The sequence below is a fragment of the Pseudomonas sp. Q12-87 genome (assembly GCF_001269755.1).
Lineage (GTDB): Bacteria > Pseudomonadota > Gammaproteobacteria > Pseudomonadales > Pseudomonadaceae > Aquipseudomonas > Aquipseudomonas fluorescens_S.
Window position 1 is genome coordinate 37,702 of the sequence record NZ_LHVI01000024.1, and the last position, 14,051, is coordinate 51,752.

The window sequence follows — 14,051 nt, forward strand, 5'->3', positions numbered from 1 at the left end:
ATGCTTGACCGGCGAAGGGAAACGTAAGTGGTTCATCATTCCATGGACATCAGATTCACCCAGCGGCTGTCGTACAAGCAAGCACGCCTGACCGTCCTGGTGGGCTTCGTGCTGGGCACGTTGCTGAGCCTGATGCAGATCGGCATCGATTATGCCAGCGAAGACGCTTCGATCAACCGGGAAATCCTGTCGTTGCTGGAAATCAGCCACAACCCGGCCTCGCGCATCGCCTATAACATCGATGCCGAACTGGCCCAGGAATTGTCCATGGGCCTGTTGCGCTCTCCGGCGATCATCGGCGCCGAGCTGATCGACAACAACAATATCGTGCTGGCCAGCGTCAAGCGGCCCGAATTGCAGAGCACCTACCGCTTCATCAGCGATTCCCTGTTCGGCGCCCAGCGTCAGTTCGAAGACCGACTCTACCTGGACCATTTGCCTGGCGAATCCCTGGGCATACTGCGCCTGGACGTCGATACCTACGCGTTCGGCACCCGTTTCCTGCGCCGGGCCGAGATCACGCTGCTCAACGGGTTCGCCCGCAGCCTGATCCTGACCGGCCTGCTGCTGGCGCTGTTCTACGTGATGCTGACCAAGCCCCTGGTCCGGGTCATTCGCGAGCTGAGCAGCCGCGACCCCAGCAGCACCGAACAGAATCGCCTGGAATGCCCCGCCGGCCACCAGCGGGATGAAATCGGCGTATTGGTGTCGGTCGCCAACCAGCAGTTCGAAAATATTTCCACCGAAATCCAGCAACGGCGCACGGCTGAAAATCGCCTCACCGAATACCTGGCGCAACTGGAAAATATCGTCTCGGCGCGCACCGCCGAACTCAAGGCGATCAATGCCCGCCTCAGCCAGTCCAACGAGGAGCTGGAAGTAGCGCGGCGCACGGCCCTGGACATGGCCGAAGCCCGCTCGGCCTTCCTGGCCAACATGAGCCATGAGATCCGCACGCCGCTCAATGGCTTGCTGGGGATGATCGCCCTCTCCCTGGATGGCCCGCTGACGGCAGAACAACAGCAACAGCTGTCGATTGCCCATGACTCGGGCAAGGTCCTGGTCGAATTGCTCAACGACATCCTCGACCTGTCGAAATTCGACGCCGGCCAACTGGAGCTCGAACGCATCCCCTTCGACCTCGGCTCCCTGGTCGAAGATACCGCCAACCTGCTTTCCCAGAACGCCGCACCCAGTGTCGAACTGGCCTGCCTGATCGATCCGCAATTCCCCGCGCAAGTCCTCGGCGACCCGACCCGGGTACGGCAGATCGTCAGCAACCTGTTATCCAACGCATTGAAATTCACCCGCTTCGGCCGGGTCGACGTGAAAGTGAGTGCCTATGAAGGTGGCGTGCGAATCGAGGTCTGCGACACGGGCATCGGCATCCCCCTGGAGGCCCAGGCGCGGATTCTGCAACCGTTCACCCAGGCCGGCGCCGGCATTACCCGCCAGTTCGGAGGCACCGGGCTGGGCCTGGCGTTGACCTACAACCTCTGCGAAGCCATGCAGGGTCGCTTGACGATCAGTTCCGAGGCCGGTTTCGGCAGTCAGTTCTGCGCTGAACTGCCGCTGCCCTGCCATACCCCGGCAGCACCCGTCGATCGGCTGCACGGCAATGTCGTCGCGATCACCGCCAGCAGCAGCGGGCTGGCCGAGCTGCTGGGCATGCTGTTGCCGGGATGGGGCCTGGATTATGTGCAGCGCTCCATCGACGATGGGTTGCTGGGACTCAAGCCTGACATCGTGATCACCGACTGCCCGGAATGCCTGTTCAATCTGCGACCGACCATTGATGCGCCGATCCTGCTGGTGACCGCCTATGGCAGCTTCATGCCCGGCGAAGAAGCCGCAGCCCTCGCACCGCTGATACAACAGGCCCGACCGCTGGCACGCCAAGCGCTGTATCAGATTCTGCGGCGCGCCATGCAAAGCGAGGCGACCACCATCAACGACGCACGGATCGAAAGCCTGGCACCCTCCAGGCGCGGCCAGGTATTGCTGGTGGAAGACAATCCGGTCAACCAACTGGTCGCCAAGGGCATGCTGGTGAAGCTTGGGTGCGAAGTCACCGTCGCGGCCCACGGCGCTGAAGCCCTGGATCAGCTTGAACGGCGAGCATTCGACCTGGTGCTGATGGACTGCAACATGCCGGTAATGGACGGCTACGAAGCCAGCCGTCAGATCCGTCGCAGCGGACGCTGGTCGGATCTGCCGATTGTTGCGCTGACGGCCAACGCCATGCCTGAGGAACGGGAACGCTGCCGCGCAGCCGGCATGAACGACTACTTGTCCAAGCCGTTCCGCCGTGAAGAACTGGCGGCGGTCCTGGACCAGTGGGTGCCGACTACGTCAGCGCTTTGATCTGCCCCAGCAGATGATCCAGACCGTCGCGCAATGCTCCCAGACGGTCCAGGTCGACGCCGCTGTCGCACAGCAGGCGTGCCTTGAGCGGGCCCACTTGCTCACGCAAGGCTCGCCCTGCGTCCGACAGGCTCAAGTGCACTTCCCGCTCGTCCCGCGGCGAACGCTGGCGCTGGACAAGGTCCAGTTGTTCAAGGCGCTTGAGCAGCGGCGTCAGCGTGCCGGAGTCCAACAGCAACCGCTCGCCCAGGGCCTTGACCGTCGGCTGTTGCGGGGCGGTCTCCTGCCATTCCCACAGCACCAGCATCGCCAGGTATTGCGGATAGGTCAGGCCAAGCTGATCAAGCATCGGCTTGTAGCCACGGATCACTGCGCGCGAAGCGGCATACAGTTTGAAGCACAACTGGCTGTCGAGCTTCAACGAATCGGCCGACAGATCATTCATTTGAGCAGCGCTTCGATCTCACCGGTCAGGTCCTGGGGCTTGGTGGTCGGGGCAAAACGCTTGACCACCTGACCGTCCTTGCCAATCAGGAATTTGGTGAAGTTCCACTTGATGCCCTTGGACCCTAGCACGCCAGGTGCTCGTTGCTTGAGCTGGACGAACAGCGGATGGGCGTTGGCACCGTTGACCTCGATTTTCTTGAACAGCGGGAAACTCACGCCGAAGTTCAGCTCGCAGAACTCAGTGATCGCCCCCTCGTTGCCCGGTTCCTGCTTGCCGAACTGGTTGCATGGAAAGCCCAGCACCACCAACCCCTGGTCCTTGTAGGTCTGCCATAACGCCTCAAGCCCCTTGTATTGCGGGGTAAAGCCGCACTGGCTGGCGGTGTTGACGACCAGCACCGCCTTGCCGGCGAAATCGGCGAGGGTCTTTTGCTCACCCTTGATGGTGGTGCACGGGATATCCAGCAGGTTTTCGCTCATGGCAAGGCTCCGAATGGGTTGGACAGGCGGTGAAGATAGCGAGCGATTCAATTGCGTGCAATTTAATTAGCCAAACCGTCAGTTTGTCACCGATGAGCTGCCGCCGAGCACAAAACCGTGGCGAGGGGATTTATCCCCGATGGGCTGCGCAGCAGCCCCAGAAAACTATAGCTTCGGTGTCCCAGGCTGATCGTATTCAACCCTTAGAGGTTGCTGCGCAACCTGCGGGGATAAATCCCCTCGCCACAAAGCTCAGTCGCGAGGCACCAGATCCAGGCACACCGAGTTGATGCAGTAGCGCAAACCCGTTGGCGGCGGGCCGTCAGGGAAGACATGGCCCAAGTGGGCGTCGCACTTGGCGCAGACCACTTCGGTGCGGATCATGCCGTGACTGACGTCCCGCACTTCCACCACCGCACTGCCTTCGATCGGTGCATAGAAACTCGGCCAGCCACAGCCGGAGTCAAATTTGGTCTGCGAGTCGAACAGCGGCTCGTTGCAGCAGATGCAGTGGTATACACCGTCGGTCTTGGTGTCGTTATATTTGCCGGAAAACGGCCGCTCGGTGCCCTTGAGCCGGCAGACGTTGTACTGTTCCGGATCAAGCATGGCGCGCCATTCTTCAAGGGTTTTTTCCAACTTTTCCATCGTCCTACCTCGGCAATTGAAAAAGCCCGATCCGACGCTTTTAAGCAGATCGGGCGGCACGTATGATTGCGCCTCGTCAGGCGCCAGTCTGGCAGTCACGTCATGCGCATTCAAACGGATTGTCACGCATGTACCGCGTCGGGCCTGGGCACAGACGCAGGATCCCCAGTACGGTAGTTCATACGCCGCCTGGATCGTTCATTTTCGGGAACACATCGCCATGCAGGTCAGCAAATCGAACAAGCTCGCCAACGTCTGCTACGACATTCGCGGCCCGGTGCTCAAGCACGCCAAACGCCTGGAAGAGGAAGGCCATCGCATCCTCAAGCTGAACATCGGCAACCCGGCGCCCTTTGGTTTCGAAGCGCCCGACGAAATCCTCCAGGACGTCATCCGCAACCTGCCGACCGCACAGGGCTACAGCGACTCCAAGGGCCTGTTCAGCGCCCGCAAGGCTGTCATGCAGTACTACCAGCAGAAGCAAGTCGAAGGCATCGGCATCGAGGACATCTACCTGGGCAACGGTGTATCCGAGCTGATCGTAATGTCGATGCAAGCGTTGCTCAACAATGGCGACGAAGTGCTGGTGCCGGCGCCAGACTACCCGCTCTGGACCGCCGCCGTCAGCCTGTCCGGCGGCAACCCGGTGCATTACCTGTGCGACGAGCAGGCCAATTGGTTCCCTGACCTGGCGGATATCAAGGCCAAGATCACGCCCAATACCAAGGCATTGGTGATCATCAACCCGAACAACCCTACCGGCGCCGTGTACTCCAGGGAAGTGCTGCTGGGCATGCTGGAACTGGCCCGCCAGCACAACCTGGTGGTGTTTTCCGACGAGATCTACGACAAGATCCTCTACGACGACGCGGTGCACATCTGCACCGCCTCCTTGGCGCCGGACCTGCTGTGCCTGACCTTCAACGGCTTGTCCAAGTCCTATCGGGTCGCCGGTTTCCGTTCCGGCTGGATCGCCATCTCCGGGCCCAAGCACCACGCCCAGAGCTACATTGAAGGCATCGACATGCTGGCCAACATGCGCCTGTGTGCCAACGTGCCGAGCCAGCATGCGATCCAGACGGCGCTGGGCGGTTACCAGAGCATCAACGACCTGGTCCTGCCCCAGGGACGGCTGCTGGAGCAGCGCAATCGTACCTGGGAACTGCTCAACGACATTCCAGGCGTCAGCTGCGTCAAGCCGATGGGCGCGCTGTATGCCTTCCCACGGATCGACCCGAAGGTCTGCCCGATCCACAACGATGAAAAGTTCGTGCTCGACCTGCTGCTGTCCGAAAAGCTGCTGGTGGTCCAGGGCACCGCGTTCAACTGGCCATGGCCGGATCACTTCCGCGTCGTGACCCTGCCGCGGGTCGATGACCTGGACCAGGCGATCGGCCGTATCGGCAATTTCCTCAAGTCCTACCGCCAATAAGCCAGACAGCGTGCGAGGAGTCCTCGCCTCGCACGCTGTCTGATTCAGCAACATATCCGTTCCGGCCAGCTCCGACAGGCCTTCTACACTTGGGCCTGAGCGGACGATGAGCATCCAGGCTCAACGTTCATGGGACAGGGGCGCCAAATTCCTTTTTCCACATGCACTTTCAGAAAAGTCTTTCAATCATTTGGGACGCCTGTAGGACACAGTTTGAAATAGTCGCCGAGTTGAATAGCCTACGGCAGCACCTTATATACCCCGCATAACGCTACATCTTTAGCATGAGGAGATTTCCACAACCATGATGCGCATCCTGCTGTTCTTGGCCACTAACCTGGCGGTCGTGCTGATTGCCAGCATCACCCTGAGCCTCTTCGGCTTCAACGGGTTCATGGCGGCCAATGGGGTTGATCTCAACCTCAATCAGCTGCTGATCTTCTGTGCGGTGTTCGGTTTCGCCGGTTCCCTGTTCTCGCTGTTCATCTCCAAGTGGATGGCGAAGATGAGCACCGGCACCCAGATCATCAGCCAGCCGCGCACTCGCCATGAACAATGGCTGCTGCAAACCGTCGAGCAGCTGTCCCGCGAAGCCGGTATCAAGATGCCGGAGGTCGGGATTTTCCCGGCCTACGAGGCCAACGCCTTCGCCACCGGCTGGAACAAGAACGACGCGCTGGTCGCCGTCAGCCAGGGCTTGCTCGAGCGGTTCTCGCCGGATGAAGTCAAGGCTGTGCTGGCCCACGAGATCGGCCACGTCGCCAACGGCGACATGGTGACCCTAGCGCTGATCCAGGGCGTGGTGAACACCTTCGTGATGTTCTTTGCGCGGATCATCGGCAACTTCGTCGACAAGGTGATCTTCAAGAACGAAGAAGGCCAGGGTATCGCCTATTACGTGGCGACCATTTTCGCCGAACTGGTACTGGGCATCCTCGCCAGCGCCATCGTCATGTGGTTCTCGCGCAAACGTGAATTCCGCGCCGACGATGCCGGTGCACGCCTCGCAGGCACCAGCGCCATGATCGGCGCCCTGCAACGCCTGCGGGCCGAGCAAGGTTTGCCAGTCCATATGCCCGACACCTTGAATGCCTTTGGTATCAACGGTGGCATCAAGCAGGGCCTGGCACGCATGTTCATGAGCCACCCGCCGCTGGAAGAGCGAATTGACGCATTGCGACGTCGCGGCTGATCCAAGCCTTATAAAAAAAGCCCGCAGCGATGCGGGCTTTTTTATCCGGGTCTCATGAGGCCAGCATGGGGGATGCACTTCAACCCCTGGAGATCCGATACACCCGTTCATCCAGCCGCGTCACTCCAGCCTGCAAGAACTTCCAGCTTTCCCCCAGCACATCCTGCTCCTGCAAGACCTCCAGTTGCCAGACATCACCCAGCAACCGCCGCACTTCGTCATCCGCTACGGAGAATGGTGGTCCGGGCATTTGTGCCTGATCGTAATCCAAGGTAATCAACAGCCCCATGCATTGCGGCATGATTTTCTGCAAATGGGCCGCATAGCGTTCCCGCATCGGCACTGGCAAGGCGATCAGCGCCGCGCGGTCGTACAACGCGGTGCAACCAGCCAGGTCCTCCTGATCCAAGGCAAAAAAATCACCGCAGCGAATCTCGATTTCAGCGGCACGAAAAACCTTGAATGCGCCCTCCTCGCTCACGCTCGGTTCAAGCTGATGCTCAATAAAGAAATCAGTGACAGCCTTTTCCGACAACTCCACGCCCAGCACCGGATATCCCTGCTGAGCAAGCCACAACAGATCCAGGCTTTTGCCACACAACGGCACCAGCACCCGCGTGCCTTGGGCCAACCCCAACTGCGGCCAGAAGTGCTGAAGATAGGGGTTCACGTCCGGCAAATGGAAACCGATCTGATTCGATGACCAACGCTTGTGCCAAAACTCGGATTCCATGATTTGCTCCTGATAATTCGATCAAAACGGGCTAAAACTTATATTAGATTTAGATGATTGACCTGGCGGAAGATGACAACATCTTAACGCTCAGGAGTCCGTCCATGCTGCCCAGCCTGTTTATCTCCCATGGTTCACCCATGCTTGCCCTGGAACCGGGTGACAGTGGTCCGGCGCTGGCCCGCCTGGCCGGGCAATTGCCCAAGCCCAAAGCCATTGTCATTGTGTCCGCTCATTGGGAAAGCGATGAACTGTTGGTCAGCGCCAACCCCCAGCCGCGTACATGGCATGACTTCGGCGGTTTTCCACAAGCCTTGCACGAGGTGCAGTACCCCGCGCCGGGTAATCCGGAGCTGGCAACGCGGGTCGCTGACCTGCTCACTGCTGCGCAGTTGCCTGCACGCCTCGATGCGCAACGCCCCTTCGACCATGGCGTCTGGGTGCCATTGTCGTTGATGTATCCCGAAGCCGACGTCCCAGTGGTGCAAGTCTCGCTGCCCAGCCGCCAGGGGCCTGCATTGCAGACCCAGGTCGGCCAAGCCCTTGCCAGCCTGCGCCAGGAAGACATCCTGCTGATCGGTTCCGGCAGCATCACCCACAATCTGCGCGACCTGGACTGGAATGCCGGCCCTGAAAGCATCGAGCCCTGGGCGAAATCCTTTCGCGACTGGATCGTTGAAAAGCTGGCGGCCAACGACGAAGCCGCGCTGCATGACTATCGTCGCCTGGCGCCTAATGCCGTGCGCAGCCACCCCAGCGACGAGCACCTGTTGCCGCTGTATTTTGCCCGGGGCGCGGGTGGGGAATTCAGCGTTGCTCACCAAGGGTTCACAATGGGCACGTTGGGGATGGACATTTATCGGTTTGCCTGAGAGATAGACCGAGTCGCGCCATTCGCGAGCAAACCCGCTCCCACAGGGGATTGCGGTGAACACAGCACTTGTGGGCACCGTGGTCCCGTGTGGGAGCGGGCTTGCTCGCGAATGGGACAACACCGCTCATCTGACGGAATACCAAACAACAGGCAAAAAAAATCCCCGAACCAGTCGGGGATTTTTTTTGTTCGATCAATCAGCCCGCAAACCGATCAATCTTCGCGATAGCGACGCAGCTTGAGCTGCTTGCCAGCCACGCGAGTGTCCTTCAGCTTGGTCAGCAACTTCTCCAGACCATCTTCCGGCAGCTCTACCAGGCTGAAGCTGTCACGCACCTGAATGCGACCGATCGCTTCACGCGCCAGGCCGCCTTCGTTGAGGATGGCACCCAGCAGGTTCTTGGCTGCGATGCCGTCACGGGCACCCAGCGCGGTACGGCAGCGAGCACGACCTTCAGCCAGCGGGACCGGTGCACGACGCTCACGGTCACCACGGTCGGGACGGTCACCGGTACGCTCGGGACGATCGCCACGCGGTGCGTTGTTCGGCACCAGTGGACGTTCCTTCTCGATCGCAGCCAGGGTCAGCGCCTGGCCATTGGTGGCCTTGCGCAGCAGCGCGGCAGCCAGGGCACGCGGGGTGCAACCGATGTCGGCGGTCAGGCGATCGAGCAGATCACCGTGGGTCGACTCGGCATCAGCCACCAGCGGCGACAGGCTGTTGGTCAATTTCTTGATGCGAGCATCGAGGACAGCCTGGGCGTCCGGCAGGCGAACTTCAGCCACCTTCTGGCCCGTCACGCGCTCGATCACTTGCAGCATGCGACGCTCACGCGGGGTGACCAGCAGCAGTGCGCGACCTTCGCGACCGGCACGGCCAGTACGGCCGATACGGTGAACGTAGGATTCCGGATCGTACGGCATGTCCACGTTGAACACGTGGGTGATGCGCGGAACGTCCAGGCCACGGGCCGCGACGTCGGTCGCCACCACGATGTCCAGACGGCCATCCTTGAGGGAGTCGATCACGCGCTCACGCTGGTTCTGGGCAATGTCACCGTTCAGCGCAGCGGCTTTGTAGCCTTTGGCTTCCAGGGCGCTGGCCAGGTCCAGGGTCGCTTGCTTGGTGCGCACGAACATGATCAGCGCGTCGAAATCCTCGACTTCCAGCAGGCTCAGCACGGCCGAGGTCTTCTGGTCGGCGTGAACCAGCAGGTGAGCCTGCTCGATCGCGGTGACGGTCTGGGTCTTGGTCTGGATCTTCACGTGTTGCGGATCGCGCAGGTGGCGTTCGGCAATGGCGCGGATCGATTGCGGCAGGGTCGCCGAGAACAATACGGTCTGACGGGTCGCTGGCAGGGCCTTGAAGATGACTTCCAGGTCATCCATGAAACCCAGCTTGAGCATTTCGTCGGCTTCGTCGAGAACCAGGTGGTTCACGGTAGCCAGGACTTTCTCGTCGCGACGCAGGTGATCACACAGGCGACCCGGAGTGGCGACAACAATCTGTGCGCCGTTACGGATGGCTTTCAGTTGTGGGCCCATCGGGGCACCGCCGTAGACGGCCACAACGGTAACGCCCGGCATTTGCTTGGCGTAGGTTTCAAAAGCGGTTGCTACTTGCAGCGCCAACTCTCGGGTTGGCGCCAGGATCAGGGCTTGCGGCTCGCGCTTGGCAGGATCGATGCAATGCAGGATCGGCAGGGCGAACGCAGCGGTTTTACCCGTACCGGTTTGCGCCTGGCCAATCATGTCGTGGCCGGCCATGATGATCGGGATCGATTGCTGCTGAATAGCCGAAGGTTCTTCGTAGCCGGTCGCAGCGACAGCGGCAAGAATATTCGGATTGAGATTAAAAGCGGCGAAGCCGCCGGTTTCCTGGGTCATGGGTCTGCCTCTAAGTGCATCCGCAAAGACCCATGCTCCAAAGCTGCGCATGCCGTGTTGAGACTCAAGAGTCGCCCTGGCTGCTTTGTCGGCGGGGATTTGCGAAAACGAATGAATGAAAAAAGAACGTCCTGGAAGCATCCGTTGTGCGGACATGCAACCGAAGCTGACTTCGGGGAATTGCGCTACCTTGACGCGGCCCGGCTAAAGGCCGGCGCGCACTATACCGGAATTCGCCCAAAAAGGGAGCTTTTTTTATCGCCAGACCTCGTTATGGGGCTCGTTGTCCTGGGCCTTGGGACAGTTGGCTAAAACGGTTCACCTTGCGGCGGCTTCCCCTGTGGTCATCAGGTTTCTTGGCTTCCCTGATCAAGTCGCCGGGCGAATGGCCTTGATCAATGACTGCAACGAATAGCCCAGTCGTGGCGCCAACGCCTCGGCCCTGGCGACCAGCCCTTGCAGATCAAGCATCTGATCCAGATCCGCCGGCACGATCAGGATCACGTTGCCCTCCTTCACCGGCAGTTCCCAATAGTGCCGGTGGTACAAGCCACGCAGCAACGCGGCCCCCAACGGTTTGCCATCATCGGTGGCCCATTGGTTGATCACCAGCCAGCCGCCTGGATTTAGGCGTTTCTGACAGTTTTCCAGGAAGCCCCAGGCCAGGTGCCCGACGCCCGGGCCGACATCGGTATATAGGTCAACGAAGATCAAATCCGCGGATTCGGCGGTTTCGAGCAGTTCCAGCGCATCGCCGACGCGGATATACAGCCTCGGGTCGTCATCCAGCCCCAGGTATTCAATGGCCAGGCGCGGCACGTCTGGACGCAGCTCGATGGCTTCGACATCTTCCAGCGGCAGGAACTTCAGGCAGGCCTGGGTCAGCGTCCCCGCGCCCAAGCCAAGGAACAAGGCACTCTCAGGCTGTTCATGACACAACGCACCGATGAGCATGGCGCGGGTGTAATCGTATTCGAGCCAGCTCGGATCCGCCGTGAACACGCAGCTTTGCTCGATGGCATCGCCGAACTCGAGAAACCGGTAATCGGCCACTTCGAAGACTCGGATCATGCCGAACTCGTCGTGCACCTCGGCGAGCAGACGCTCGTCGCGCTCCTCTGTCATTTCGTCTCCTGATAACTGCCGGACGGGTTGCGGCACCGCGCTGGACCCGCACGCCAACCGGGCAAAGGTGCGATTGTCCGCGAAGCGACGCAAACAGGTCACGCACTAATTGCTGATAACATGGCCCTCCGAGCGTAAATCACCTAGAGATCATGATGAGCCAACCCTGGAGCCCTGACAGCTGGCGTGCCCTGCCGATCCAGCAACAACCCCGCTACCCTGATGCCGCGCACCTGCTGCAGGTGGAGCAGACCCTGGCCAGTTATCCGCCGTTGGTGTTCGCCGGTGAGGCCCGGGAGTTGCGCCGTCAGTTCGCCGAGGTAACCCAGGGCCGGGCCTTCCTGCTTCAGGGCGGCGATTGTGCCGAAAGCTTTGCCGAGTTCTCGGCGGCGAAGATTCGCGACACCTTCAAGGTCTTGCTGCAAATGGCGATCGTCATGACCTTTGCCGCCGGCTGCCCGGTGGTCAAGGTCGGGCGCATGGCCGGACAGTTCGCCAAGCCGCGCTCGGCCAACGACGAAACCATCGACGGTGTGACATTGCCGGCCTACCGGGGCGACATCGTCAACGGTATCGGTTTCGACGAAAAAAGCCGCGTACCGGACCCTGAGCGGTTGTTGCAGTCCTACCACCAGTCCACCGCCACGCTGAACCTGTTGCGCGCTTTCGCCCAAGGCGGGTTCGCCGATCTGCACCAGGTGCACAAGTGGAACCTGGATTTCATCGCCAATTCAGCCCTGGCGGAAAAATACAGCCACCTGGCCGACCGCATCGATGAAACCCTGGCCTTCATGCGTGCCTGCGGCATGGACAGCTCGCCGCAATTGCGCGAAACCAGTTTTTTTACCGCCCACGAAGCGCTGCTGCTCAATTACGAAGAAGCCTTTGTGCGCCGTGACAGCCTGACCAACGATTATTACGACTGCTCGGCCCACATGCTGTGGATTGGCGACCGCACCCGTCAACTGGACGGCGCCCATGTCGAATTCCTGCGCGGGGTGAACAACCCGATCGGGGTCAAGGTCGGCCCGAGCATGGACCCTGACGACCTGATCCGCCTGATCGATGTGCTCAACCCGGACAACGACCCGGGCCGACTGAACCTCATCGCGCGGATGGGCGCCAACAAGGTCGGCGACCATCTGCCGCCGCTGTTGCGGGCCGTGCAGCGTGAAGGCCGGCAGGTGCTGTGGAGCTCCGACCCGATGCACGGCAATACGATCAAGGCCAGCAGCGGCTACAAGACCCGGGACTTCGCGCAGATCCTTGGCGAAGTGAAGCAGTTCTTCCAGGTCCACGAAGCCGAAGGCACCTATGCCGGCGGGATTCACATCGAAATGACAGGGCAGAACGTCACCGAGTGCATCGGTGGTGCAAGGCCGATCACCGAGGACGGACTGTCGGACCGCTACCACACCCACTGCGACCCGCGGATGAACGCCGATCAGTCGCTGGAGTTGGCGTTCCTGATTGCCGAGACGTTGAAGCAGGTTCGACGGTAAATCGTTCAGTTTGCAGCGACTGAACCACCGCCTTCGCGAGCAAGCCCGCTCCCACAGTTGATCGGCGATGAATATGATTTGTGTGTTCGACCCGGTCTACTGTGGGAGCGGGCTTGCTCGCGAAGAGGCCCGCTCAGTCACCACCGATCTGGGCCAACGCCAACGCCAACCGAACCCCACCCACCCGCTGGCAATTGAGCTGAACCCGCTCCAGCCCCAGCCAATCGGCCATGCGCCGCAGATTGATCGCCAAGGCCTGCACCCCCTCCTCGTCCAGCCCCGGCTCTTCCTCGTGCACCGCATGCACCGCCAACCGACCCAAGGCCCGCTCCGCCCGCAGGTCCACCCGTGCCGCGATGCGTTCATTGTGCAGGAACGGCAACACGTAATAGCCGTAAACCCGCTTGTGAGCGGGGGTGTAGATCTCCAGCCGATAGCGGAAATCAAACAGCCGCTCGGTGCGGCTGCGCTCCCAGACCAGCGAGTCGAAGGGTGACAACAAGGCACTGGCCGCCACTTTGCGAGGGATTTTCGCAGCGGGTCGACACCAGGCGGGTTGCTTCCAGCCCTGCACCTCGCAGCGCAGCAGTTCACCGGCCTCCTCCAACTCGGCCAGCCGCCCACGGCTGTCGGCAGGATCCAGGCGAAAGTAATCGCGCAAATCTTTCTCGGTGCCCACGCCCAGGGCCTCAGCGGCGTGCAGCAACAAGGCGCGCTGAGCCTGGGCTTCGTCCGGCTGCGATTGTTGCAGGACCGAGGCCGGAAACACCCGCTCCGGCAAATCGTAAAGCCGCTCGAACCCGCGTCGTCCCGCCACCGTGACCTCGCCTGCGGCAAACAGCCATTCCAACGCATGTTTTTCAGCGCTCCAGTCCCACCAGGGCCCGGCCTTTTCTCGACGCGTGGAAAGGCTGCCCGCACCGATGGCGCCCTGCTCCCGGACCGAATCCAGCACGCGGCGAATGATGTCCTGGCGTTCACGACCGAAACGCGCCAATTGTTGGTAGATACCTTCGCCACGGGACGCACGGGCCATGCGCCAGCGCATCAGCGGGTACATCGACATCGGCAGCAGCGACGCTTCATGGCCCCAATATTCGAACAGCGTGCGGCGGCGTCCCTGGCTCCAGGCCGCTTGATCGAGCAAATCGGGGTTGTATTGACCTAGACGAGAGAACAGCGGGAGATAGTGCGAGCGCACCAATGCATTGACGGAATCGATCTGCAGGACGCCGAGGCGTTCGATCAGGCGATTGAGACGAGAGGGTTGGATCGAAGCCGACGCTGACCGCCCATCGAATCCTTGGGCGGACAACGCCAGACGCCGGGCCTGTTTGAGGGTAAAGGACAGAGTCGCGGGCATGGAG

At 60.9% G+C, this 14,051-nt stretch carries 12 protein-coding genes; 5 read left to right on the forward strand and 7 right to left on the reverse strand.

Features of this window, described 5'->3' with window-relative positions; translation table 11 throughout:
• The first annotated feature begins 42 nt into the window (after positions 1 to 42).
• Positions 43 to 2,364 (forward strand): response regulator, encoded by a 2,322-nt coding sequence (locus AD663_RS18520; RefSeq protein WP_053214315.1) that lies wholly within the window; start codon positions 43 to 45, stop codon positions 2,362 to 2,364.
• Here the strand turns inward: AD663_RS18520 and AD663_RS18525 are convergent.
• The 3 genes from AD663_RS18525 to msrB form a co-directional block, all read right to left on the reverse strand.
• Positions 2,348 to 2,809 (reverse strand): MarR family winged helix-turn-helix transcriptional regulator, encoded by a 462-nt coding sequence (locus tag AD663_RS18525; protein WP_003183721.1) that lies wholly within the window; start codon positions 2,807 to 2,809, stop codon positions 2,348 to 2,350. The genes AD663_RS18520 and AD663_RS18525 overlap by 17 nt on opposite strands.
• On the reverse strand, positions 2,806 to 3,291 hold the full coding sequence (locus tag AD663_RS18530; protein WP_003183724.1) for a glutathione peroxidase: 486 nt from the start codon (positions 3,289 to 3,291) through the stop codon (positions 2,806 to 2,808). Before AD663_RS18530 ends, AD663_RS18525 begins: the two co-directional genes overlap by 4 nt.
• Before the next feature lie 252 nt (positions 3,292 to 3,543).
• Positions 3,544 to 3,939, reverse strand: coding sequence for a peptide-methionine (R)-S-oxide reductase MsrB (msrB, locus tag AD663_RS18535; protein WP_003183726.1), 396 nt, complete (start codon positions 3,937 to 3,939; stop codon positions 3,544 to 3,546).
• Positions 3,940 to 4,159: 220 nt separating this feature from the next.
• On the opposite strand from msrB, the gene AD663_RS18540 reads away from it, so the two are divergent.
• Positions 4,160 to 5,371: a pyridoxal phosphate-dependent aminotransferase gene (locus AD663_RS18540; protein ID WP_003183730.1), complete on the forward strand. Its 1,212-nt coding sequence runs from the start codon at positions 4,160 to 4,162 to the stop codon at positions 5,369 to 5,371.
• 304 nt (positions 5,372 to 5,675) lie between these two features.
• Positions 5,676 to 6,563, forward strand: coding sequence for a protease HtpX (htpX, locus tag AD663_RS18545; RefSeq protein WP_003183732.1), 888 nt, complete (start codon positions 5,676 to 5,678; stop codon positions 6,561 to 6,563).
• 79 nt (positions 6,564 to 6,642) lie between these two features.
• Here the strand turns inward: htpX and AD663_RS18550 are convergent, their stop codons facing one another.
• On the reverse strand, positions 6,643 to 7,296 hold the full coding sequence (locus AD663_RS18550; RefSeq protein WP_053214316.1) for a thiopurine S-methyltransferase: 654 nt from the start codon (positions 7,294 to 7,296) through the stop codon (positions 6,643 to 6,645).
• A gap of 104 nt (positions 7,297 to 7,400) precedes the next feature.
• Here AD663_RS18550 and AD663_RS18555 point away from each other — a divergent pair, with 104 nt between their 5' ends.
• The gene (locus AD663_RS18555; protein ID WP_053214317.1) at positions 7,401 to 8,168 is read left to right on the forward strand and encodes a class III extradiol ring-cleavage dioxygenase; all 768 of its coding nucleotides are present in this window, start codon (positions 7,401 to 7,403) and stop codon (positions 8,166 to 8,168) included.
• Between the two features lie 215 nt (positions 8,169 to 8,383).
• Here AD663_RS18555 and AD663_RS18560 read toward each other — a convergent pair whose 3' ends face one another.
• Together AD663_RS18560 and AD663_RS18565 are read right to left on the reverse strand one after the other, a co-directional pair.
• On the reverse strand, positions 8,384 to 10,057 hold the full coding sequence (locus AD663_RS18560) for a DEAD/DEAH box helicase (protein ID WP_053214318.1): 1,674 nt from the start codon (positions 10,055 to 10,057) through the stop codon (positions 8,384 to 8,386).
• Between the two features lie 369 nt (positions 10,058 to 10,426).
• Positions 10,427 to 11,182, reverse strand: coding sequence for a spermidine synthase (locus AD663_RS18565; protein ID WP_003183744.1), 756 nt, complete (start codon positions 11,180 to 11,182; stop codon positions 10,427 to 10,429).
• 155 nt (positions 11,183 to 11,337) lie between these two features.
• Between AD663_RS18565 and AD663_RS18570 the strand changes: the two genes are divergently transcribed.
• Positions 11,338 to 12,684, forward strand: coding sequence for a class II 3-deoxy-7-phosphoheptulonate synthase (locus AD663_RS18570; protein ID WP_003183746.1), 1,347 nt, complete (start codon positions 11,338 to 11,340; stop codon positions 12,682 to 12,684).
• Between the two features lie 133 nt (positions 12,685 to 12,817).
• Here the strand turns inward: AD663_RS18570 and AD663_RS18575 are convergent, their stop codons facing one another.
• Entirely contained in the window at positions 12,818 to 14,047 is a 1,230-nt protein-coding gene (locus AD663_RS18575; RefSeq protein WP_053214319.1) for a winged helix-turn-helix domain-containing protein, read from the reverse strand.
• Positions 14,048 to 14,051: the final 4 nt, after the last annotated feature.